Source organism: Streptomyces djakartensis (assembly GCF_014651075.1).
Classification (GTDB): domain Bacteria; phylum Actinomycetota; class Actinomycetes; order Streptomycetales; family Streptomycetaceae; genus Streptomyces; species Streptomyces djakartensis.
The window spans coordinates 1-21903 of record NZ_BMWE01000001.1; the positions used below are offsets into that span (position 1 = coordinate 1).

The following is a 21903-nucleotide window of genomic DNA, read 5'->3' on the forward strand; positions in this document are numbered from 1 at the left end:
GCACCCCGCGCCGCCGTCGCCGCACTCGCGGCGGTGCGCCGGCCGGGTCGGCGCCGGTGGCGGCGGGCGGGTCGCCCGCCTCCGAGGAGGCGGAGAACGCCGCAGCGACGGCGGAGGGCACGAGCGCGAGCGTGGACGCCCCTGAGGCGGCGAAGCCGCGTAGGCGCCGTACGCGCAGGTCGGAGACGCCGGCGGTGGAGGCCGAGGCCGCGGTGACGCCGTCGGCCGAGCAGCCTGCGGCCCCGGCGGAGGCGGAGGCCACGCCGGACACGACCGCCCCGGTGACCACCGAGCCCGAGGTGTCCGACACCAAGCCGCGCCGCCGCACCCGCAAGACAGCGGCGGCAGCCGCTGCCGAGTCGGTCGCCACGGCCGAGGGCACCGTGGAGCCCGCGCCGGAGCAGACGGAGGCCAAGCCGCGCCGCACCCGCAAGGCAGCGGCGGCAGCCGCCGAGGCCGCCGTCGACACCGCCGAGGCCACCGAAACCAAGCCCCGCCGCCGCACCCGCAAGGCCACCGAAACCGCCGACATCCCCGCCCAGACCGGCCAGGAACCGGAAGCCACCGAGGCCAAGCCGCGCCGCACGCGCAAGACGGCCGCCAAGGCCGAGGCGAGCCTCGACACGGCCGAAGCGACCGACGCCAAGCCGCGCCGCACGCGCAAGACGGCGGCCACGGCACCGGACGCGGAGACCGCCGAGGCCAAGCCGCGCCGCACCCGCAAGACAGCGGCGGCAGCCGCCGAGGCCGCCGTCGACACCGCCGAGGCCACGGAGACCAAGCCCCGCCGCCGCACCCGCAAGGCCACCGAAACCGCCGACATCCCCGCCCAGACCGGCCAGGAACCGGAAGCCACCGAGGCCAAACCGCGCCGTGCCCGCAAGGCAACGGCCAAGGCCGAGGCCGCGGAGGACGCGGTGGAGGCGAAGCCGAGGGTGCGCCGCACGCGCAAGGCCACGGCCACCGCGGAGCCCACGGAGGGCTGATGCTCCCCCGACGGCCCGGTCCCACCCGGCGTGGGGCCGGGCCGTCGGCATTCCCCGCGGTGCGGGCCGCCACGGATGCCGCCCGTCGACGCACGCCCCGGACCGGACCCCCACCCGCTACCCTCGCCCCGTGACCAGGCCACCCACGTTCGCCCCACCCCCCGGCGCCCGCGCATACGCCCTGCGCACGACCCGGGGTGAGTTCGCCGTCGTGGACTCCTCGCCCGACGCCGGTACGGAGGTCAGGGGCGTCGCCCTGCTGTTGCCCGGGTTCACCGGGAGCAAGGAGGACTTCGGGCTGCTGCACGAGCCGCTCGGAGCACGTGGGTACCGGGTCGTCGCCGTTGACGGCCGGGGGCAGTTCGAGTCCGACGGGCCGGTCGACGACGAAGCCGCCTATGCCCAGCGGGAACTGGCGCGGGACGTGCTCGCGCAGGCCGAGGCGCTCGGCGTGCCCGTGCACCTCGTCGGGCACTCGTTCGGCGGGCAGGTCGCCCGTGCGGCCGTGCTGCTCGACCACTCCCCCTTCCTCTCCCTCACCCTCGTCTCGTCGGGCCCGGCGGAGATCTCCGTGTCGCAGCAGGAGCGCGTGAAACTGCTGCGGGACGCGCTCGCCGTGATGTCGATGGAGAGCGTGTGGGAGGCCATCCAGGCGATGGGGCCTCCGGAGGAGGTCGGTGGGCCCGCACGCGGCCTGGGTGACCAGGAGCAGTTGCGCCGCCGCTGGCTGGGCAACAAGCCCGCCCAGCTCCTGGCCACCGGGCGGCAGTTGTGCACCGAGCCGGACCGCGTCGCCGAACTGGCCGCCCTGCCGCTGCCGTTCCACGTCCTGTCCGGCGCCCACGACGACACCTGGCCGGTGGCGATCCTCGACGACATGGCCGTACGGCTGAACGCGCACCGCACGGTCGTCACGGGAGCCGAGCACTCCCCCAACGCCGATCAGCCCCTCCCGACCGCCCGGGCCCTGGCCGACTTCTGGGACAGCACCAGGACGAGTGCGCCTCGGGATCGGCCGATGGCGTGATCGTCCGGCCCGCCCGGCCGGTGGATCCCCTTCCGTCGCCGCCCCGGCCACTCCCAGCACCCGACATGCCCGCAGTGGTCCCATGAGAGGCCACTTCGAACACGGACCCTAGTACTGCGTCCGCAGGTGCTCCCAGAAGCCGTCCCGCAGCGCACGCCTGAGGTCCGCCTGTCCGCGCAACGAGTACTGGAGCAGTCCTTCCGCCTCGACGAGCAGGTCCTGGTCCACCGAGCCCGGCAGGTAGGGGTGTCCGGGCAGCAGTTCGACCAGCGTGTCGCGGCCGCGCGCCACGAGCCACTTCGCCGCGATCTGCGCGCCCACGAACCGCACGTCCTCGCGTGTGGGGCGGCCCGCCGCCGCCTCGTACGCGGCAGCCGTGCGGCGTGAGACGTACGGCTTGAAGAACTCGAGGTCGAAGGTGCGCTGGCTGTCGACCTCCCAGAGCAGCGGCTCGGCCTGGTTGCGGCCTTCCGGCGCCTCGATGCCCCAGAGGTGGACCCGGGCGCCGTACCCCTGGGCCGCCTCCACCGCCGACACCAGGTCCTCGTCGCCGCCGATCAGGGCCGCGTCACTGATCGCGCGGTGCCGGGCGAGGGACTCCAGATCGGTGCGGATGAGCGAGTCGACGCCCTTCTGCTGGTTGTTGGCGTTCAGATTGCCCAGCCGTACCTTCACGTCGGGCAGCTCCGCGATGGTCTGCTGTTCCGCCGTGTGGATGCGGCGGCGGGCGCCGTCGTACCAGTAGACCCGCAGCAGCCTGCTGTCGGCGAAGATGCTGCGGGCCCTGTCGATGAGCGCGTCGATCAGGCCCTCGGCGTCCAGGTCGAAGGCGCGGCGGTCCTCCGTTCCGGCGACGAGCCGTCCCGCGGCGGCGTAGAGGTACCCCGCGTCGACGAAGATCGCATGGGTGGAGGGCGTCTTCGCCACCTCGGCGAGCATGCGCTGGAGCAGCTCGTTGGTGCGGTCGACGCGAGCGCTGAGGGCCGCGAGGTCGTCGTTCATCACCTCCATTGTCCCGGCGGTCACGCTGCGAACACAACCGGTCCCGATCGGTCCCGTAACGACACTCTTACGGCTCATTAATTAGCCGGTCGAAAAATTTCCTTAGCGTAGGGAATGTTTGAACCATGCAGCCCTGTTGACTCATACGGAACACCGAGCACCGCAGCCTGGTGGGCCGGCCACTCAAGTAGTTCTCCTCAGGAGGATGACCAGACGAAGGGAGAAGCCCTTGCGCTTCGAAATCATGCACCTCGACGACGTCGACGGCACGCCTGTGGACTCGACCGTTGTGGACGCCGCCTCCGTCAACCGCATCGTTCAGCAGGCCGCCGCCATCGGGCAGCGCCTGTGGATCCGCCCGGCCGAGACCGCGGCCTCATAACGCGCGGCTCTCCCCCACACACCTCGGAGCCCCCGCCCGGCATCGGCCGTGCGGGGGCTCCGCTGTTGCGGACCACCGTGGCCGGGGGCGTACTGGCTGAGGGGCACGGTGAGAGCCAGAACAGGACGGTGGGCCACATGTCGGTGATGGACCGGTCGCACGTGGAGCTGCAGGAACAGGCCGCTGCCGAGGCCGCGCGGCGGTACGAGGACTCGGCCGCCGAGCGGGAGCGGGTCGAGGGCCGGCTGGCCTCCGGAGTGCGGTTCCCGGACACTCCGGACGCGCTCGCCGCCCGCGCCGACCGGATCCTCGACCGGGGCGGTCTGTCGCCCTCGGCGGTCGTGGCGGACATCCACCGCGAGGCCATGGACCTGCCCCAGGCCAACGAACGCGTCATCGACCTGTCCAACGAACTGCAGGCCTGGAGCTTCCTGCCGCGCGGGGTGCGGGCCGGAGCGACGGTGGCCCGGATCACGCTGCGCCGCGACGGCCGTGAGCTTCCGCACGGCACGGGTTTCATGGTGTCGCCACGGCTGATGATGACCAACCACCACGTCCTGCCCGACGAGGGCTTCGCACGCCAGTGCTTCGCGGAGTTCAACGCCCAGGTCACGGTCGACAACATGCCCGACACCACTGTCCGTATGGAGTTCGACCCGGGCACCTTCTTCACGGCGGACCGGCGGCTGGACTTCGCCCTGGTGGCTGTCGCGCCGGCCCAGGACGGCCGCCCGCCGGGCGAGATCTTCGGCTGGAACCGGCTCAGCGTGCAGCTCGGCAAGCTGGTGCTCGGCGAGAAGGTGAACATCATCGGCCACCCGGACGGGCGGCTCAAGGAGATCGTGCTGCGCGACAACGCGGTGCTGGTGCGGCTCGACGACTTCGTCCACTACAGAACGGACACCCGCCCCGGCAACTCGGGCTCCCCGGTCTTCAACGACCAGTGGGAGGTGGTGGCCCTGCACCACAGCGGCGTGCCGAGGAGGGACGGCCAGGGGCGTGTCCTGCGGCAGGACGGCCGGCCCTGGCAGCAGGGCGACGGCGACGACGCGATCGACTGGGTCGCCAACGAGGGCGTCCGCATCAGCTCCGTGCTGAGGCACCTGGCCGGGCTGGACGTGGACCGGGGGCGGCGGGCGCTGCTGGCCGAGATGGGCCCGGACTCCGGCCTGGACCAGGGCGCGGCCGCCGCCACGCCTCAGCCGGAGCGCACCACTCCTGCCGTCTCCGGGGGCACGGGCCCGACGGTCTCCGCCGCCCCGGTGGCGGCGCCCCTGACGGAGAGCGAGACCCGGTCGCAGCCCACGAAGAAGGGGCGCCCGGCGCGGAGTACCGCGTTCGGCGGCCGTCGGCACCTGGTCTTCCTGCACGGCAGGGACCAGCAGGGCGAGGAGCCCGACGACCTCCGCCGGAAGTGGACGGCCGGCCTGAACCGCGGGCTGACCCTCGCCTCACTGCCCCCGCTCGACCCGAACGACGTGTGGTTCCCGTTCTACGGCACGAGACTGGCCGGCCTGGTGAGCGGACGGGAGAGCACGGCCGGGGCCGTCGGCCTCGACCAGGTGAACGCCGCCGCTGCGGCCGAGGTCTTCGCGGCCGAGTCACCCACCGGCGCTTACGAGCAGCTGCTCTACGAGGCTGCCGCCCGGGCCGGCATGCCCCAGAACGGCCCGGCGACCACGGAGGGGTTCGGCGCGGGCCTGGTCGGCGCACTGCACCGGCCGCTGAGCTGGCTGGCCGCCCGCTCGGACGTGGACGAGTGGACCATCGCCACGTTCCTGCGGGACGTCGACCTGTACCTCGGCGACAGCGCCGTGCGGCAGGCCGTGCTGGACAGCGTCATGGAGACCATGCCCGCCACGGGAGACCTGGTCCTGGTCACGCACAGCCTGGGCACCGTCGTCGGCATGGACCTGCTGAGCCGGCTCCCCGCCGGCCTCGACCCCGTCCTGCTCGTCACCGCAGGCAGCCCGCTGGGGCTGGACGGCGTCAACGAACGGCTGCTCGCCCGCGGCCCGCACCGGCCACCCCGGGTGCGTGACTGGGTCAACGTCTGGTGCCCCACCGACGCGGTCGCCATCGGCTGCCCGCTGGAGGACGAGCGGTGGGGCAAACTCACCCAACTGGCCGTCTCCAACGGCCGCGACCGGGCCCACAAGATCGAGGAGTACCTCTCCCACCCGGGAGCGGCCGGTGCCATCGGCTCGGTGCTCACCGGCCGGACCTGAGGCGGCCGTCAGCTCCCCTGGATCACCTGGGTGACACCGTTGATGATCTGCTGCACGGCGATCGCGGAGAGCATCATGCCCGCGAGCCGCGTCACCAGCACCACGCCGCCGTCCTTGATGATCCGGATGATCACCAGTGAGTAGCGCATCACCAGCCACAGCACGACGTGGATGGCGAGGATCGCCGTCCACACCGACACCTGCGTGGCCACGCTGTGTGCCTTCTGCACGGCGAGGATGACCGACACGATCGCCCCCGGCCCGGCCAGCAGCGGCATGCCCAGCGGCACGAGCGCGACGTTGACGTCCTTGGTCTGCTTCGGCTCGTCGGTCTTGCCGGTCAGCAGATCAAGGGCGATCAGCAGGAGCAACAGCCCACCCGCGATCATCAACGCGGGCACGGAGACATGCAGGTAGTTCAGGATCTGATGCCCCAGCAGCCCGAACACGGTGATCACGCCACCGGCCACGCAGACGGCCTGGAAGGCCATCCGCTTCTGCACCTTGCCGGGCCGCCCGGCGGTGAGCGCGAGGAAGATCGGGGTGATCCCCGGGGGGTCCATGATCACGAAGAGGGTGAGGAAGAGGGAGCCGAAGACGGCGAGGTCGAACATGAGCGTATGGGCCTTGTGAGTGTCGGGGGAGGAGCGCTACCGCTCGGGCAGGCGTTCCGCACGGCGGAACGGCGGGCACAGCGGACAGCGCCGAGTGCCTGAGAACAGACCTGGGAGAGAAATTCAGACCCCGCCGGCCCCGGGCACCGGAAACGCCCCGAACGCCCGCCGCGTGATCTCCCCGTACACCTCGGGATCCGTCGTGTACTCCCCGAGCACACAGGTCTTCCGACTGCCGTGGTAGTCCGAGGACCCGGTCACAAGAAGTCCCAGCTCCTTCGCCAGCCCCCGAAGCCGCGCACGCGTATCCGCGTCGTGGTCCATGTGATCGACCTCGACGCCGTCCAGCCCGGCCGCGGCCATCTCGGCGATCGCGGTCTCCGGCACCGTACGCCCCCGCTTGCTCGCCCCCGGGTGCGCGAACACGGCGACCCCGCCCGCGCCCTTGATCAGCCGGATCGCCTCGAAGGGGTCGGTCTCGTGCTTCGCCACGAAGGCCCGGCCGCCGTCGGCCAGCCAGTCCTGGGTGAAGGCGTCACTGACGGTCGGCACCACGCCGAGCTCCACGAGCGCGCTCGCGACATGCGGCCGCCCGACGGACCCGTCACCGGCGATCCGCGACACCTGCTCCCAGGTCACCGGAACGCCCAGCTCCTGGATCTTGGCGACCATGCCCCGCGCCCTCGGCACCCGGTCGTCCCGCACCAGCTCCCGCTCGGCGAGCAGGGCCGGCTCCTCGGCGTCGAACAGATAGGCCAGCATGTGCATGCTGATCCCGTCGAGCCGGCAGGACAGCTCGGCCCCGGTGACCAGCGTGAGCCCCTCGGGCACTGCGGCGATCGCCTCGGCGTGCCCACGGGTGGTGTCGTGATCGGTCAGCGCGACGACGTCCAGCCCGGCGGCGGCGGCCTTCCGCACCAGCTCGCCCGGCGCGTCCGTACCGTCGCTGGCGGTGGAGTGGGTGTGCAGATCGATACGCACGACACGAACTCCAGACACGAACGGCACAAACAGGGCTGCTCAAGGATAACCACATTTTCAACGCCCGCCGTCACACCCGAACCCGTCGAGCGCCCCCTACAAGAACGTCCCCGAAGGGGCGTGGGGAACTGCGCGACCAGCCACAGCAGACCCGCGGCCGCCGACACACCAGAACCCCCGCCCCCTGGGCGCTACGGCTGAAGCAAGCGCGGCGACAACGCCCCGCACGGCACCAGCTCGACCTCGGCCCCGGCGTCCCGCAGATCCGCCAGCACCAGCTCGTCGTACATCAGCAGCCCGGACTGCTCGGGCCACACCACGGCCCACAGCCACATCCCCAGCGCCTCACCCGCGAACACCGCCCGGTCTTCCGGCGCCCCGGACACATGCCACAACGGCGTCGGCCGCCCCGCGGCGAGCACCTTCGCCTGAGCCGGCTTCCCCACGTCCATGTACGGCCCGGGATCCGGCCCGTCGATCCCCGCGTACCGTGCCCCGAGCCCGACACCCAGCTCCTCGGCCACCAGGATCAACTCACCCATGCCGCCGAGCGGTCCGGGCCCGGTGCAGGCCACCGCCGTGGCGCGCCCGCCGGTGCGGTCGTCGCCCGCGCCGGCCACCCCGGTGAACAGCCACCCCACCGGCAGCGGCCACGGCATCCACACCGGCACCCGCGCGCGGTGCACCACCACGTTGAGGGCGTCGACGCTGGGCGGTATCACGGGCTGCACCGGATGGACGGTGCCGTGCACGTCGCACTGCCACGAGTCGGAGAAGAGGCCGGGAGCCCTGACCCGGCCACCGCACTTCGGGCAACTGGGTTCGCCCCTCATAGGGCCCCACGGTCCTACCCCCGCCCCGCCGCGTCAAGGACGATCACCCAACCGGACGGAACCCTTCACGCCGACATTAGATGTACGTTACATTAGTTAGCGTGACTAATTTAGTGTGTGCATGTGCCAACCAACCCCGTCTCGGAAAGGGAGCAAGCATGGACCCCCTCGACGCCGGAGCGGGCGGCCTCCTGAAGCAGCCGAAGTCCGTGTGGGCGACCGCCGGGGCGTCGGTCGTCGCCTTCATGGGCATCGGGCTGGTCGACCCGATCCTGCCGTCCATCGCCCACGGCCTCGACGCCACGCCGAGCCAGGTCTCCCTGCTCTTCACCTCGTACTTCCTCATCACCGCCGTGGCGATGCTGGTGACCGGCTTCGTCTCCAGCCGCATCGGCGGCCGCAGGACCCTGCTGCTCGGTCTCGCGTTCGTCGTGGTGTTCGCCGGGCTCGCGGGCACCTCCGGCACCGTCGGCGAACTCGTCGCGTTCCGGGCGGGCTGGGGCCTCGGCAACGCGCTGTTCGTCTCCACGGCCCTGGCGGTCATCGTCGGCGCGGCGGCCGGCGGCAGCGCCGCGGCGATCCTGCTCTACGAATCGGCGCTGGGGCTCGGCATGGCGTGCGGCCCGCTGCTGGGCGCCCTGCTCGGGGACGCCAGCTGGCGCTACCCCTTCTTCGGTACGGCGTTCCTGATGGCTGTCGGCTTCCTGTGCATCACGGTGTTCCTCGAGGAGCAGCCCAAGCCGGCCCGCAGGACCTCGCCCCTGGACCCGGTCAGGGCCCTGGCCCACGGCGGCCTGGCGTCGGCCGCGGTCTCGGCGTTCTTCTACAACTACACGTTCTTCACCGTGCTGGCCTTCACGCCCTTCGTGCTGAACATGAGCCCGTACCGGTCGGGAGCGGTCTTCTTCGCCTGGGGAGTGCTGCTCGCCGTCTTCTCGGTGATCGTGGCGCCGCGGCTGCAGAAGCGGTTCGGTTCCCTGAAGGTGCTCGGCGGTTCGCTGGCGCTGCTCGCGGCCGACGTGCTGGTGCTCGGCTACGGCTCGCACACCACGGCCGTCGTCTGCACGATCCTGTCCGGCGCCTTCATCGGCGTGAACAACACCGTATACACCGAGCTGGCCCTCGGCGTCTCGGACGCGCCCCGGCCGGTGGCGAGCGCGGGCTACAACTTCGTCCGGTGGTTCGCGGCGGCCGCCGCTCCGTACTTCGCGCCGAAGATCGAGGAGTGGACCGACGTCCACATCCCGTTCGCGGTGGCGGCCGTCACCGCGATCGTCGGCGCCGCGGTGGTCGTCGTACAGCGGAAGGTCCTCACGCGGGAAGCCGAGGAGCCGCAGACCCGGCACGCGAGCGAGGACGGTGTCGCAGTCTTCGCCAACTGACGCCTTCCGGCCAGGTGTTGGTGAGCTTGCTCACTCCAGCGGGACGGACTTCCGGGACGGATCCCGCAGGTCCGTCCCCTGGTTCAGCCACCGCTCGTGGAGCGCCTGCGCGCCGTGTACGCGCTTCCACGCGGCCTCGTTCGGGGTCATCGGCAGCAGCGGCAGGAACCGCACGGGATCGAGGGGCTCGTCGAGCACGAGGTCCTCGACCAAACCGCCCGGCTCGGCGACGAGGACCGAGGTGAAGGGAGCGCCGGGCCACAGCGGCTCCCCCACGTCGAGGGAGGCGCCGGGAGCCACGATCAGACCCTCCACCTGTGGAGACGCGGCGAGCACGGCGAGCGGGCGGAGCACCTTGCCGGTGTCGGCGACCCCGGAGCGGACCGAGAGGACCAGCTCGGCACGCGGTCCCCTGACCGGGTCGGCGACGACCGCCGTCGGGTCCGTCATGGGGTGCGCGGACATGCCGAGCGTGGCGTAGCGGACGATGTCGCCCTCCTGGAAGCGGAGCACCTCGATGCGGTCCGTGCCGAGGAAGGTGACCGCCGCGCGCGCGTCCGGTTCGCCCAGCGCCGTACGCAACCGGGCCTCGACCAGAGGAAGAACATCTGCCATGCGGCGAGCATAGAACTCGTCAGTAGCGGGCAAAGCAGCGCCTTGACACGTCGGGCGGCTGTTACTCTTACCCGGTGGTTCGGGGCAGCACGTGTAAGCGTCGCGATCAAGCCCCGACGCCGATGGAACTCCCTTACGAGGGACCGGCCGGAGGAGGTGGGACTGCAATGGATCGAAGTCGACCGTGCAGTAGCACCACGCTCTTCCCGCCGCTGACGTAGCTGTTCTGGCTCTGGCTGGCTGCCACCTCTCGCACTCGCCTCACCGCGGAAGAGCGCTTCGTTTCGCTTCACCTGATCTGCCTCAGTAGCTGAATCAGTAACGAACCCCGCCACCGTGACGGTGCGGTGCTCCCCGCTTTGTGGACGTGCCAAACATCTTCGGTCCCGACGTCCTCATTCCGGGTAGTTCCACCCGTCGCCGGCGCCTTTCGTTGCACGCCCGCGAAGGAGCCCGCCATGTCGATGATCCGCGACCTGCGCGCCGTCGTCCGCCCGTCCCGTGTGTCGCTGCGCAAGGAGAGCGGGACGTACGACGCCACCCGCAGCCCCGCGACGCCGTCGGCCGTCGTCGACTGCGCCGTCTACCGGGACGGCCGCCGCATCGAGACCGAGACCCCGCTGACCCCGCACGAGGCGGTGCGCCTGGCGCGCCGCGACGGGGGCTTCGTGTGGATCGGCCTGCACGAGCCGACCGAGGCGGAATTCGCCGGTATCGCCGCCGAGTTCGGGCTGCACCCGCTGGCCGTGGAGGACGCCGTCCAGGCCCACCAGCGGCCCAAGCTGGAGCGCTACGACGACTCGCTGTTCACGGTCTTCAAGACCATCCACTACGTGGAGCACGACCAGCTCGACGCCAACAGCGAGGTGGTCGAGTCCGGCGAGGTCATGTGCTTCACCGGACGGGACTTCTTCATCACCGTCCGGCACGGCGGAAAGGGTTCCCTGCGGGCCCTCAGGCACCGCCTCCAGGACGACCCCGAGCTGCTGGCCAAGGGCCCCTCGGCGGTGCTGCACGCCATCGCCGACCACGTCGTCGACGGGTACATCGCGGTCGCCGACGCGGTGCAGGACGACATCGACGAGGTCGAGATCGAGGTGTTCTCCCCAGGCCGCCGCAAGGGCACCCCGCGCGGCACGGACGCCGGCCGGATCTACCAACTCAAGCGCGAGGTTCTGGAGTTCAAGCGGGCCGTGTCGCCGCTGCTGCGGCCCATGCAGCTGCTGAGCGAGCGTCCGATGCGGCTGGTCGACCCGGACATCCAGAAGTACTTCCGCGACGTCGCCGACCACCTGGCCCGCGTCCAGGAACAGGTCATCGGCTTCGACGAGCTGCTCAACTCCATCCTCCAGGCCAACCTCGCGCAGGCCTCCGTGGCGCAGAACGAGGACATGCGGAAGATCACCTCGTGGGCCGCGATCATCGCCGTGCCGACGATGGTGTGCGGGGTGTACGGCATGAACTTCGACCACATGCCGGAGCTGCACTGGCGGTACGGCTACCCGGTGATCATGGGCATCACGGTGGTCATCTGCCTCGGCATCCACCGCACCCTCAAGCGGAACGGCTGGCTGTGACCGGCCTGGATAGGCTGAGCCCCATGACGGATGAGCTGCTCGGCCACGCCCTCGTCGAGGAGGCCACGAAGAAGTCCGGCCTCGTCTGGGTCCAGGGCCCGGACAGCCCGGCGCGCGCGCTGTGGCACGTGTGGCACGAGGGCGCCGCGTGCCTGGTCGGCGACGGGCCCGGCGAGCAGCCGCTGCCCGGGCTGAACGAGGGGGCCGAGGCGCAGGTGACCGTCCGCAGCAAGGACAAGGGGGGCCGGCTGGTCTCCTGGACCGCGCGGGTCAGGCAGCTCGAGCCGGGCTCCGAGGCGTGGGACGCGACGGTCGCCGAGCTCAAGGGCAAGCGGCTGAACGCGCCCGACGGCGAGGCCATGACCGAGCGCTGGGCCCGCGAGTGCCGGGTGCTGCGGCTGGAGCCGACCGGAGACCGGGCGCCGATGCCCGACGGCTCCCTGGCCGAGGCCCCGCTGCCGTCCCCGGCGATCACCCGCCGGCCGATCCCGGCGGGGCTGCCCCGGCTGCTGCTGAAGAAGCGCAAACGGGGCTGACGGCTCTACGACGCCGGCAGCTGCTTGCCGTAGTCCACCGTCTCGTTCCGCTCCGGCTCCCTGAGGGAGAAGTCCTCCCCCCAGGCGGAGAAGGTGAGGACGCCCGCGCTGCCGGCCCGCTCCAGGCGCAGCGGATACGGCTTGCCCTCGAGGGAGACCTCCAGGGTGCCGCCGGATCCCTTGTCGCCGGTGATGCGGATGGTGCGGATGCCCGCCTGCTCGTCGTGGCCGTCCGTGGCGAGCGTGCCGTGCAGGGTCAGCAGACCGTCGAGGAGGATCCCTTTGTCCGTGAAACCGCTGAACTTCTTGTACGAAGGATCGCCTTGCGGCACCTTCACGAACTTGCCGCCGAGCTTGGAGGCCGCCGCCGCGTCCCCCTCGCCCTTCTCGCCCTGGCCGCCGCCGTGACTCCAGAACTCCGCGTCGGCCTTGACGAAGAGCTGCTCGCCGACGCGCAGCAGCCGGAAGGTGGCCCCCTCCGCAGTGACCGACCCCTCGCCGCCGTCTTCCTTCAGGCGCATGTCGAGCGCGTACGTGCGTCCGCCGCTGACGACGTTGCCGTGCACCCGGACAGCCCCCGCGGACTCGGCGGCCGTACGGGTCTTGGCCTGGATCTTCGCGGCCGGCAGTCTGCCGACCCCGTTGGTGCCCTCGTTAGGATCCTCCTTCGAGCAACCCGTGAGCACCGTTCCCGTCACCGCCAGTGCGCATATCGCGCTCACGAGTGCGGCACTGCGGTTGCGGCCCTGGGGAATCCGAGTCACAGGTGGGGCTGCCTCTCTCATGTGAGACCTGAACGGCGTACCGCAGGGTACCGGGGTCATGAGAGCCGACCGGAGCCAGTCCGTCCGGACCGTCCGCCGACGCACCCCCGATCGGGACGGGCTAGCCTGAAGCCCACCCGAGCGGGCAATTCGGAAGGCACGGGCACAAAGACAGGCACACAGACAGGCAGCACGGAACACCCCGTACGAAAAGGAGCCGCGGCCATGGCAGCGGGCGCCCCCCGGATCTTCGTCTCGCACCTCTCCGGTGTCGCCGTCTTCGACCCGGCCGGCGACCAGGTGGGGCGGGTGCGCGACCTGGTCGTCATGCTGCGGGTGGGGCAGCGACCGCCGAGGCTGCTCGGCCTGGTCGTCGAACTCGCCACCCGCCGCCGCATCTTCCTGCCCATGACCCGGGTCACCGCCATCCAGTCCGGCCAGGTGATCACCACCGGCGTGCTCAACGTCCGGCGCTTCGAGCAGCGGCCCACCGAGCGGCTGGTCTTCGGCGAGCTGCTGGACCGGCGGGTCACGCTCACCGAGACCAGCGAGGAGGTCACCGTCCTCGACCTGTCGGTGCATCAGCTGCCGGCCCGCAGGGACTGGGAGATCGACCGGGTCTTCGTCCGCAAGGGCCGCAGAAGCGGTGCCTTCCGGCGCGCCAAGGGCGAGGCGCTGACCGTCGAGTGGTCGGCCGTCACGGGCTTCTCCCTGGAGGAGCAGGGGCAGGGCGCCGAGAACCTGCTCGCCACCTTCGAGCAGCTGCGCCCCGCAGACCTGGCCAACGTCCTGCACCACCTCTCCCCCAAGCGCCGGGCCGAGGTCGCCGCCGCCCTCGACGACGACCGGCTGGCGGACGTGCTGGAGGAGTTGCCGGAGGACGACCAGATCGAGATCCTCGGCAAGCTGAAGGAGGAGCGCGCCGCCGATGTCCTGGAGGCCATGGACCCCGACGACGCGGCCGACCTGCTGGGCGAGCTGCCGACGGACGAGCAGGAGCGGCTGCTGAGCCTCATGCAGCCCGGCGACGCGGCCGACATGCGGCGGCTGATGTCGTACGAGGAGCGCACGGCGGGCGGTCTGATGACCACCGAGCCGATCGTGCTGCGCCCGGACGCCACCGTCGCCGACGCCCTCGCCCGCATCCGCAACCCCGACCTCTCCCCGGCCCTGGCGGCCCAGGTCTACGTCTGCCGCCCGCCGGACGAGACGCCGACGGGCAAGTACCTGGGCACGGTCCACTTCCAGCGCCTGCTGCGCGAGCCACCGCCCTCCCTGGTCAGTTCGATCGTGGACAGCGACCTGCAACCGCTCGATCCGGAGGCGGACCTGCCCGCGATCGCGGAGTTCTTCGCCACGTACGACATGGTCGCGGCACCCGTGGTCGACGAGGCGGGGGCGCTGCTCGGCGCGGTGACCGTGGACGACGTACTGGACCACATGCTCCCCGAGGACTGGCGGGAGTCCGAGTTCCATCTGGACGAGGAGGTGGCGACCGATGGTTCCTGAGCGCGAGACCCTGCGGGAACGCACACCGTCCGGCGCCACGGCCGCCTCCCGGCCGCGCGGGCCCCGGCTCGACCAGCCCGGCGTGCCCAGGCGCCGGTTCCTGCCCGAATACGATCCGGAGGCCTTCGGCCGGCTGTCGGAACGCATCGCGCGCTTCCTCGGCACGGGCCGGTTCCTCGTCTGGATGACGGCCGTCATCATCCTGTGGGTGGCCTGGAACAGCCTCGCCCCGCGCGACCTGCGCTTCGACGAGTACCCGTTCATCTTCCTGACCCTGATGCTGTCGCTGCAGGCCTCCTACGCCGCCCCGCTGATCCTGCTCGCGCAGAACCGGCAGGACGACCGCGACCGGGTCAACCTGGAGCAGGACCGCAAGCAGAACGAGCGGTCGATCGCGGACACCGAGTACCTCACCCGTGAGATCGCCGCCCTGCGCATCGGCCTGGGCGAGGTCGCCACCCGCGACTGGATCCGCTCCGAGTTCCAGGACATGATCAAGGAGCTGGAGGAACGCCAGAACGGTCACCGTCACGACCCCGCCGTATTCCCGGCGGAACGGTCACGGGGACGTGACGCAGACGACCGCTGAGACGCTTTCCTACGCACCGGTACGGCGCCGTACCATCGTCACTATGGCTACGGAAGACGCGGTGCGCGAGGCACTGGCGACGGTGAACGACCCCGAGATCCACAAGCCCATCACCGAACTCGGGATGGTCAAGTCCGTGGAGATCGGCGCTGACGGCGCGGTCGCGGTCACCGTGTACCTGACGGTCTCGGGCTGTCCGATGCGGGACACGATCACGCAGCGCGTCACCGAGGCGGTCTCCCGCGTCGAGGGCGTCACCCGCGTCGACGTCACACTCGACGTGATGAGCGACGAGCAGCGCCGCGAGCTGGCGTCCGCGCTGCGCGGCGGCCAGGCCGAGCGCGAGGTCCCCTTCGCCAAGCCGGGCAGCCTGACCCGTGTGTACGCGGTCGCCTCCGGCAAGGGCGGCGTCGGCAAGTCCTCGGTGACGGTGAACCTGGCGGCGGCGATGGCGGCCGACGGCCTCAAGGTCGGTGTCGTGGACGCCGACATCTACGGCCACTCCGTGCCGCGCATGCTGGGCGCCGACGGCCGCCCCACCCAGGTCGAGAACATGATCATGCCGCCGTCGGCGAACGGTGTGAAGGTCATCTCGATCGGCATGTTCACCCCGGGCAACGCCCCGGTCGTCTGGCGCGGCCCGATGCTGCACCGCGCTCTCCAGCAGTTCCTGGCGGACGTGTACTGGGGCGACCTGGACGTCCTGCTCCTGGACCTGCCGCCGGGCACGGGCGACATCGCGATCTCCGTGGCCCAGCTCGTCCCGAACGCCGAGATCCTCGTCGTGACCACCCCGCAGCAGGCCGCCGCCGAGGTCGCCGAGCGGGCCGGTTCCATCGCCGTGCAGACCCACCAGAAGATCGTCGGCGTGGTCGAGAACATGTCCGGCCTGCCCTGCCCGCACTGCGGCGAGATGGTCGACGTCTTCGGCACGGGCGGCGGCCAGGTGGTGGCCGACGGTCTGACGCGTACGACCGGTACGTCGGTCCCCGTGCTGGGCAACATCCCGATCGACGTCCGCCTCCGCGAGGGCGGCGACGACGGCAAGCCGGTGGTCCTGACGGACCCGGACTCCCCGGCGGGCTCGGCCCTGCGCGCGATCGCCGGAAAGCTGGGCGGCCGGCAGCGCGGCCTGTCGGGCCTGTCCCTCGGTATCACCCCGAAGAACAAGTTCTGACCGCCATGCCCCTGGGGGCGATGCCCTCAGGGGCGCGGGGAACTGCGCGAGCAAGCACATCGCACCCGCGGTCGCCCACGTGGCCCAGGCCCTACGGCGAAGGGGCGCCGCAACGAACGGCGCCCCACCCTCACGCGTAAGCGGCGATGTCCTTCACCACGGCGAAGCCGAGCCCGTACGCGCTCATGCCCCTGCCGTACGCCCCGACATGAACCCCGGCCGACGTGGACCCGGCGAGCACCCACCCGAACTCCGACTCCCGGTAGTGGAACTGCGTCGGCACCCCGTCCACCGGCAGCGACAGCGTCGACCAGTCGGACCCGTCGAGGTCGTCCGCCAGCACCCACGCCGTCTCCGTCTGCTGCTCCAGCCAGTCGTCCCGCAGCGAGTGGTCCATCTGCCCGGGCCATGTGCAGGACAGCAGTCCCACCCCGGCGAGCCACGCCGCCGAGGACACCGACGTCGCCTCCAGCAGCCCCGTGCCGTCCGCGGTGCGCCGCGGGGGACTCGCCGCCACGGTCACCACGACCGCGAACCTCTCCTTGGCCTCCTGCCCGGACCCGGCGGCATGGTCGCCCAGCACCGTGGGCTCGTCACCGTGCCCGATCGACCCGTGTTCCACGACCCCGTCGGCCGTCGTGCCGACCTGCATCAGCCAGCGCGGGCCGGAGAAGGCCTCGTCGAGGCCGTACCACGGGAAGCGCGCACGCAGGTAGCCGTCGATCGTGCGCCGGGCGGAGGGGACCTGTCGTCCGCTCTCCGCGGCCGGCGTCTGCGCGACTCCCCGACTCGTCGTCTCCATGTGCCCGCACGCCTCCTCGCTCTAGTCGGACCGGAACGGCCCGCCCCCCTTCGGGCGGCGCTGCTTGTTCGCATACGGCTCGCCCACCAACTCGGCAGCATAGCCACACCGCTGCGAGCAGCAGGGAAATCGCCCGGCGCGTGGGCCGCACGGGCGCCTTGATCAGGCCGTACACAGCCCGACCGGAGTATGAAACGCGTCACGCCCACCGGTGCGTACGCGCTGGCGGGAGTCGCTCAGGTGGCGTCCGCGTCGAACGGCGGACGGTCGTCCGGGTCCGTGGTCCCGGGCTTCTTCGTCATGTCGACCCGGGCACCGGAGGAGCCGGAGGACGACGCGGCGGACGTGTCGGAGTCACGGCCCTGGACGGCGTCGGTGACCTCCGCCATCTCCTTCTTCAGGTCGAAGCCGTTGCGGATCTCCTTGAGCCCCAGGTCCTCATTGTCCAGCTGCTTGCGGATGAAGGTCTTGGGATTGAGGTCCTCGAACTCGAAGTCCTTGAACTCCGGGCCCAGTTCCTCCCGGATGTCGTTCTTGGCGCTCTCCGAGAACTCACGGATCTTCCGGATGGTGCGCGACACGTCCTGGATGACCTTGGGGAGCTTGTCCGGACCGAAGACGAGCACGGCGAGGACGATGAGCGTCACCAGCTCGAGCGGTCCTATGTCATTGAACACCTGAAGCTCCTTGCGATGTCCTCGGTCCTCGGCCCTCGGTGGTCATGCGGGTCTTGCCGTGGTCCGGGCCGGATCCACGGTACCCGGCGATCCTGTCCGACCGGTACCGTCCCGAGACCTCCGAGTGCGGGGAGTGGGAGCGCTTTCCTGAATGTCTGCCTTGTTCGTCCCTGTATGGACCGGACCGCACGGCTCAGCCGCCGGAGGACCCGAGGACGAGGGAGACCGTCCGTTCCTTGCCGCCTCGCTCCAGGACCAGTTCCAGCCGGTCGCCGGGGCGGTGGGCACGGGTCTTGACGATCAGTTCCTCACCGGAGTGGACGCGCTGCCCGTCGACCCGGGTGATGACGTCGCCCGCCTTGATACCGGCCTTGGCGCCCGGGCCGCCCCGGGTGACCGGCGGTCCGCCCTCGCTGCCCTCGGTGGCGACGCGGGCGCCGTCGCCCGTGTAGTCCATGTCCAGCGTGATGCCGATCACCGGGTGGGTGGCCTTGCCGGTGTTGATGAGCTCCTCGGCGACGCGCTTGCCCTGGTTGATGGGTATGGCGAAGCCGAGGCCTATGGAGCCGGACTGGCCGCCCTCGGAGTCGGAGCCGCGGTCCGCCGAGCGGATGGCCGAGTTGATGCCGATGACCCGGGCCTGCGAGTCGAGCAGGGGCCCGCCGGAGTTGCCCGGGTTTATGGGCGCGTCGGTCTGGAGCGCGTCGACGTACGACACGTCGGAGCCGTCGCCCTTGTCCCCGCCCGCCGTGATGGGCCGCTGCTTGGCGCTGATGATGCCGGAGGTGACGGTTCCGGCCAGGTCGAAGGGGGCGCCGATGGCGACGACCGGGTCGCCGACCTGGACGTTGTCCGAGTTGCCGAGGGGCAGGGGGGAGAGCCCGCGCACGCCCTTCACCTTCACGACGGCGAGGTCGTAGCCGCTGTCCCGGCCCACCAGTTCGGCCTGGGCGGTCTCCCCGCCGTTGAAGGTCACGGTGATCTCACCGGCTGATCCGGCCGGCCGCACGACGTGGTTGTTGGTGAGGATGTGACCGCGGGTGTCGAGCACGAAGCCGGTGCCGGTGCCCTGCTCCCCGGAGCCGCTCACGTGCAGGGTGACCACGCTGGGCAGGGCCCGTCCGGCGATCCCGGCCACGCTGTCCGCGTCCCGCCCGGCGGCCTCCTTGCCGGCCTGCGGCAACTCGATGGTGCCGACGCCGCCGTTCCTCTCCAGATACGTCCCCGCCACCCCGCCGATGCCCCCGGACAGGAGCGCGAGCAGCACGGCGCCCCCGACGAGCGCCTTCCTGCCCCGCCTGCGGCGCTGCTCGGTGCTCAGCACACCGGCCCCGTTCTGCTGGAGAGGCCCCGCTCCTCCGGGGACCACCGGAGCGGCCCAGGGGTCGTAGCGCCGCCACGGGTCGGGCCCGGGGACGGGAGCCGCTGCGGCAGCGCCGGCTGCCAGCGCCTGACCCGGAGCCGGGGCGGGAACGCCCACTGCCGGGGCCTGCCCGGGGACCGCCGGGGCCTGCGCGGGAACGCCGGGTGCCTGGGCCATCGGAGCCTGGGCGGAAGCGCCGGGTGCCAGGGCCTGCCCGGGAACACCGGGAGCCTGAGCCATCGGAGCCTGGGCGGAAGCGCCGGGTGCCAGGGCCTGCCCGGGAACACCGGGAGCCGAGGCCGGAGCCTGCCCGGCAACGCCGGGAGCGGAGGCCGGAGCCTGGGCGGGAACGCCGGGTGCCTCGGCCGCCGAGGTATGGGCGGTGGGGGTGGGGGCCTCGGAGGACGGCACTGGCGGTGTGCCGCCGTGTGCAGCCGGGACGGGTGTGCCCGGCGGAGCCGGCTGCCCCGGTATCGCCCCGCCCTGCGCGCCCTGCGCTGGTGTCACCGCCGGATGCTGCACGGGCGGCGCGGGCGCCCAGGGGCCTGGCTGGCCGTAGGGCGGGGTGCTGTACGGGTCGGGGTCGTGCAGGGGTGTGGGGGCGCCCTCGGACGGCGTGGCCGACGCGGCCGGGACGCTGTCCTCCACGTCGGTGCCGTCACCGGCCACGACCGCGTCCGGCCGCCTCAGCTCGTAGTCGCCCGCGTCGTCCTGCCGAACCGCTGGCCGTGCCAGTTCGAAGTCCCCGTCGGGGCCGGGAGACCCCGCCGGGCTCACCCCCTGCCCCCGGACCTCGTCCGCGCCCGTTCCCTCCGGCGCCCCGGAAGGGTCCTGCGACCGAGGACGACTCCACCACGTGGCTTTCGTGGGCTTCCCCTCGTCCATGCTCTCCCCACCGCCGCGGCACGGCTCGTCGGCGTGCCGCGGTTCGTCGAATCGGCGCCCGGCCCCACCTCGGCCGGGGCGCCACCCCCCGGATTCAATCAGGTTCGCGCGCCGCTGCGCAGAGGCCGGTCAGCGAGCCGTGCCGGAGGAGGGGGACGGGGAGGCGGACGCCGTCGGGTCCGGGAGGGGCACGGCGAGCAGGGGTGCCGTGATCTCCGGGATGGCGGACCACGAGGTCAGCGCGGCCGACGGGGCGGACTCCAGCGGGCGTATCAGCGGGGACACGGCAGCGGCACCTGCCACCACCGGGGCGGTCAGCGCGTGCACGGCGTTGTGCTGTCCGGCAGGGTGCGGCGCACCCGGCAGCAGCGGCGCCGACACCCCGGTCGGGGCGACGGGGGTGTGGCCGAGCATGCTCTGGCCCCCTTGCAGCTGCCCGAGCAGCGCACCCGTACCGCGGCGCCGCTGGGACTCGGGCTGCGTCGCGGTGCCCGTGCCCTGTGCGCGCGTCGGCGTCACATTGCTCCCCGTGCCGGAACCGCCGCGGGCCTCCGTGTCGGCCGGTGCACCGGTGGTGACACCGCCCAGCGCGATCGCGGCCAGGGACACCGCCCCGGCGGCGGCGAACGCGAACCGCAGCCGTGAGGAGGACCGGTCGGTCTCGGGCCGGCCGACGTCGTGGATACGGAATCCCCTGCCGCCGGCGGGCAGGCCTCGCTCGTGCGCGGGGGCCAGCGCTGCGATGTGCGGCCGGGACGGGGCGTACCCGAACTCGAACCGCTCGCCGCGCTTCGTTCCGAAGGCACCGGACGTTCCGAGCCGTCCGGACAGTCCGCCGGGCAGTCGTCCCCCGCCCGGGGGCAGGCCGTCACCGTCCGGGTCACCTCCCGCGGGTAGTCCCTGCAGGCGGGCCAGGAAGCTCTCGGACGGGGGCGGCGGGGCCGCCTCCGCGAAGACGCTCTTCAGCCGGCGCTGGGCGTCCACCTCCGCCTTGCACTTCGCGCAGGTGGCCACATGCGCCAGTACGCGCTCGCGCGCGTCATGACCGAGCTCTCCGTCCACCAGGGCGGAGAGTCGGTCTCCCAGGTGCTGCTCTGCGAGGTGTCCCTCGGACGACTTCGGCCGTGATCCGCTCACGCGCTCGCGCCCCCTCCTCCCAAGGCGGGAACACGCGGCACGAAGGAGCGGCGCTCGGCACGCGCCTCCGGTGAGCGGTGCGCGAGGGCCTTGCGCAGCTGGGAGCGGCCGCGGTGGATCCGCGAACGGACCGTGCCGAGCTTCACCCCGAGGGTCGCGGCGATCTCCTCGTACGACAGTCCTTCGATGTCGCAGAGCACGACCGCGGCACGGAACTCGGGGGCGAGGGTGTCGAGGGCCTGCTGGACGTCGGCGTCGAAGTGCGCGTCGTTGAAGACCTGCTGGGGCGTGGGCTCCTTGCTGGGCAGCCGCTCGGCCGCGTCCTCGCCGAGCGCGTCGAAACGGATGCGCTGCTTGCGGCGCACCATGTCCAGGAACAGGTTCGTGGTGATGCGGTGCAGCCAGCCCTCGAAGGTGCCCGGTGTGTAGGTCGACAGGGAGCGGAAGACGCGGACGAAGACCTCCTGCGTGAGGTCCTCGGCGTCGTGCTGGTTGCCGGTCAGGCGGTAGGCGAGCCGGTAGACCCGGCCGCTGTGCGTGCTGACGATCTCCTCCCACGTGGGCGGAGTCCACGCCTGCCCGTCCGCGTCGGTGGTGAAGGTCGCGGTCTGGGCGTAGCCGGCGGCGTGGCCGTGGTCAGCGGTGTCGTTCACAGATGTCGGCCTACCCGCCGATCCGAAGAAGCGCCGGAGCACTCCTCCTCGATCCTCAGGCGCAGCCGCACCTCCCCTGTCAGCTCTGGTGGTGTCCAGTGGAGCCCCTACCATAGCCACCTCGCCCGTTAGGACCGGATAAGCGGTTTTACGAGAATTTGATCTGTGCTGGTACGCCTCGTAC

General features: G+C 71.8%; 20 protein-coding genes and 1 pseudogene. 10 read left to right on the plus strand and 11 right to left on the minus strand.

The annotated features are described in order from the left end of the window. Nucleotides 1–986 (plus strand): annotated as a pseudogene (locus IE212_RS00005) (DEAD/DEAH box helicase); the annotation flags it as partial. A gap of 130 nt (nucleotides 987–1116) precedes the next feature. Further along, nucleotides 1117–2013: an alpha/beta fold hydrolase gene (locus IE212_RS00010; protein WP_190195556.1), complete on the plus strand. Its 897-nt coding sequence runs from the start codon at nucleotides 1117–1119 to the stop codon at nucleotides 2011–2013. Between the two features lie 108 nt (nucleotides 2014–2121). On the opposite strand, the gene IE212_RS00015 is transcribed toward IE212_RS00010, so the two are convergent. Continuing rightward, the gene (locus IE212_RS00015; protein WP_190195557.1) at nucleotides 2122–3015 is read right to left on the minus strand and encodes an NYN domain-containing protein; all 894 of its coding nucleotides are present in this window, start codon (nucleotides 3013–3015) and stop codon (nucleotides 2122–2124) included. 229 nt (nucleotides 3016–3244) lie between these two features. Between IE212_RS00015 and IE212_RS00020 the strand changes: the two genes are divergently transcribed. Continuing rightward, nucleotides 3245–3397 (plus strand): DUF8834 family protein, encoded by a 153-nt coding sequence (locus tag IE212_RS00020; protein ID WP_190195558.1) that lies wholly within the window; start codon nucleotides 3245–3247, stop codon nucleotides 3395–3397. 137 nt (nucleotides 3398–3534) lie between these two features. Continuing rightward, nucleotides 3535–5625, plus strand: a complete 2091-nt coding sequence (locus IE212_RS00025; RefSeq protein ID WP_190195559.1) for a serine protease — start codon at nucleotides 3535–3537, stop codon at nucleotides 5623–5625. Nucleotides 5626–5633: 8 nt separating this feature from the next. Here IE212_RS00025 and IE212_RS00030 read toward each other — a convergent pair whose 3' ends face one another. The 3 genes from IE212_RS00030 to IE212_RS00040 all read right to left on the minus strand — a co-directional run bounded on the left by IE212_RS00030 (nucleotide 5634) and on the right by IE212_RS00040 (nucleotide 8053). Further along, on the minus strand, nucleotides 5634–6239 hold the full coding sequence (locus tag IE212_RS00030) for a MarC family protein (RefSeq protein ID WP_086562955.1): 606 nt from the start codon (nucleotides 6237–6239) through the stop codon (nucleotides 5634–5636). 123 nt (nucleotides 6240–6362) lie between these two features. Beyond that, a complete protein-coding gene (locus tag IE212_RS00035; RefSeq protein WP_190195560.1) occupies nucleotides 6363–7220 on the minus strand; it encodes a PHP domain-containing protein in 858 nt (285 codons plus the stop codon). A 191-nt stretch (nucleotides 7221–7411) separates the two neighbouring features. Then, nucleotides 7412–8053, minus strand: a complete 642-nt coding sequence (locus tag IE212_RS00040; RefSeq protein WP_190195561.1) for a DUF6758 family protein — start codon at nucleotides 8051–8053, stop codon at nucleotides 7412–7414. 158 nt (nucleotides 8054–8211) lie between these two features. Here IE212_RS00040 and IE212_RS00045 point away from each other — a divergent pair, with 158 nt between their 5' ends. Continuing rightward, a complete protein-coding gene (locus IE212_RS00045; RefSeq protein ID WP_190195562.1) occupies nucleotides 8212–9435 on the plus strand; it encodes an MFS transporter in 1224 nt (407 codons plus the stop codon). 30 nt (nucleotides 9436–9465) lie between these two features. Here IE212_RS00045 and IE212_RS00050 read toward each other — a convergent pair whose 3' ends face one another. After that, nucleotides 9466–10050: a suppressor of fused domain protein gene (locus IE212_RS00050; RefSeq protein ID WP_190195563.1), complete on the minus strand. Its 585-nt coding sequence runs from the start codon at nucleotides 10048–10050 to the stop codon at nucleotides 9466–9468. A gap of 458 nt (nucleotides 10051–10508) precedes the next feature. Here IE212_RS00050 and IE212_RS00055 point away from each other — a divergent pair, with 458 nt between their 5' ends. Together IE212_RS00055 and IE212_RS00060 are read left to right on the plus strand one after the other, a co-directional pair. Then, nucleotides 10509–11627, plus strand: coding sequence for a magnesium and cobalt transport protein CorA (locus IE212_RS00055; RefSeq protein WP_190195564.1), 1119 nt, complete (start codon nucleotides 10509–10511; stop codon nucleotides 11625–11627). A 23-nt stretch (nucleotides 11628–11650) separates the two neighbouring features. Beyond that, on the plus strand, nucleotides 11651–12163 hold the full coding sequence (locus IE212_RS00060; protein WP_190195565.1) for a hypothetical protein: 513 nt from the start codon (nucleotides 11651–11653) through the stop codon (nucleotides 12161–12163). Nucleotides 12164–12168: 5 nt separating this feature from the next. On the opposite strand, the gene IE212_RS00065 is transcribed toward IE212_RS00060, so the two are convergent. After that, nucleotides 12169–12927, minus strand: coding sequence for a hypothetical protein (locus tag IE212_RS00065; protein WP_190195566.1), 759 nt, complete (start codon nucleotides 12925–12927; stop codon nucleotides 12169–12171). A gap of 225 nt (nucleotides 12928–13152) precedes the next feature. On the opposite strand from IE212_RS00065, the gene IE212_RS00070 reads away from it, so the two are divergent. From IE212_RS00070 to IE212_RS00080, 3 genes are read left to right on the plus strand one after another with little or no spacing between them, the layout of a single operon-like run. Further along, nucleotides 13153–14436, plus strand: coding sequence for a magnesium transporter MgtE N-terminal domain-containing protein (locus tag IE212_RS00070; protein WP_190195567.1), 1284 nt, complete (start codon nucleotides 13153–13155; stop codon nucleotides 14434–14436). Next, on the plus strand, nucleotides 14426–15025 hold the full coding sequence (locus tag IE212_RS00075; RefSeq protein WP_190195568.1) for a DUF1003 domain-containing protein: 600 nt from the start codon (nucleotides 14426–14428) through the stop codon (nucleotides 15023–15025). The genes IE212_RS00070 and IE212_RS00075 overlap by 11 nt, the downstream gene beginning before the upstream one ends. 43 nt (nucleotides 15026–15068) lie before the next feature. After that, nucleotides 15069–16202, plus strand: coding sequence for an Mrp/NBP35 family ATP-binding protein (locus IE212_RS00080; protein WP_190195569.1), 1134 nt, complete (start codon nucleotides 15069–15071; stop codon nucleotides 16200–16202). A gap of 130 nt (nucleotides 16203–16332) precedes the next feature. Here IE212_RS00080 and IE212_RS00085 read toward each other — a convergent pair whose 3' ends face one another. The 5 genes from IE212_RS00085 to sigE form a co-directional block, all read right to left on the minus strand. Next, nucleotides 16333–17004 carry a hypothetical protein gene (locus tag IE212_RS00085; RefSeq protein ID WP_190195570.1) on the minus strand — a complete coding sequence of 224 codons (672 nt, stop codon included), beginning with the start codon at nucleotides 17002–17004 and terminating at the stop codon, nucleotides 16333–16335. Between the two features lie 236 nt (nucleotides 17005–17240). After that, complete coding sequence (locus IE212_RS00090; RefSeq protein ID WP_190195571.1) at nucleotides 17241–17681, minus strand: sec-independent translocase; 441 nt, start codon at nucleotides 17679–17681, stop codon at nucleotides 17241–17243. A 193-nt stretch (nucleotides 17682–17874) separates the two neighbouring features. Next, the gene (locus IE212_RS00095) at nucleotides 17875–19929 is read right to left on the minus strand and encodes a S1C family serine protease (protein WP_190195572.1); all 2055 of its coding nucleotides are present in this window, start codon (nucleotides 19927–19929) and stop codon (nucleotides 17875–17877) included. Between the two features lie 129 nt (nucleotides 19930–20058). Continuing rightward, nucleotides 20059–21066, minus strand: coding sequence for an anti-sigma factor family protein (locus IE212_RS00100; protein ID WP_190195573.1), 1008 nt, complete (start codon nucleotides 21064–21066; stop codon nucleotides 20059–20061). After that, nucleotides 21063–21761 (minus strand): RNA polymerase sigma factor SigE, encoded by a 699-nt coding sequence (gene sigE, locus IE212_RS00105; protein WP_190195574.1) that lies wholly within the window; start codon nucleotides 21759–21761, stop codon nucleotides 21063–21065. The genes IE212_RS00100 and sigE overlap by 4 nt, the downstream gene beginning before the upstream one ends. Between the last annotated feature and the right edge of the window lie 142 nt (nucleotides 21762–21903).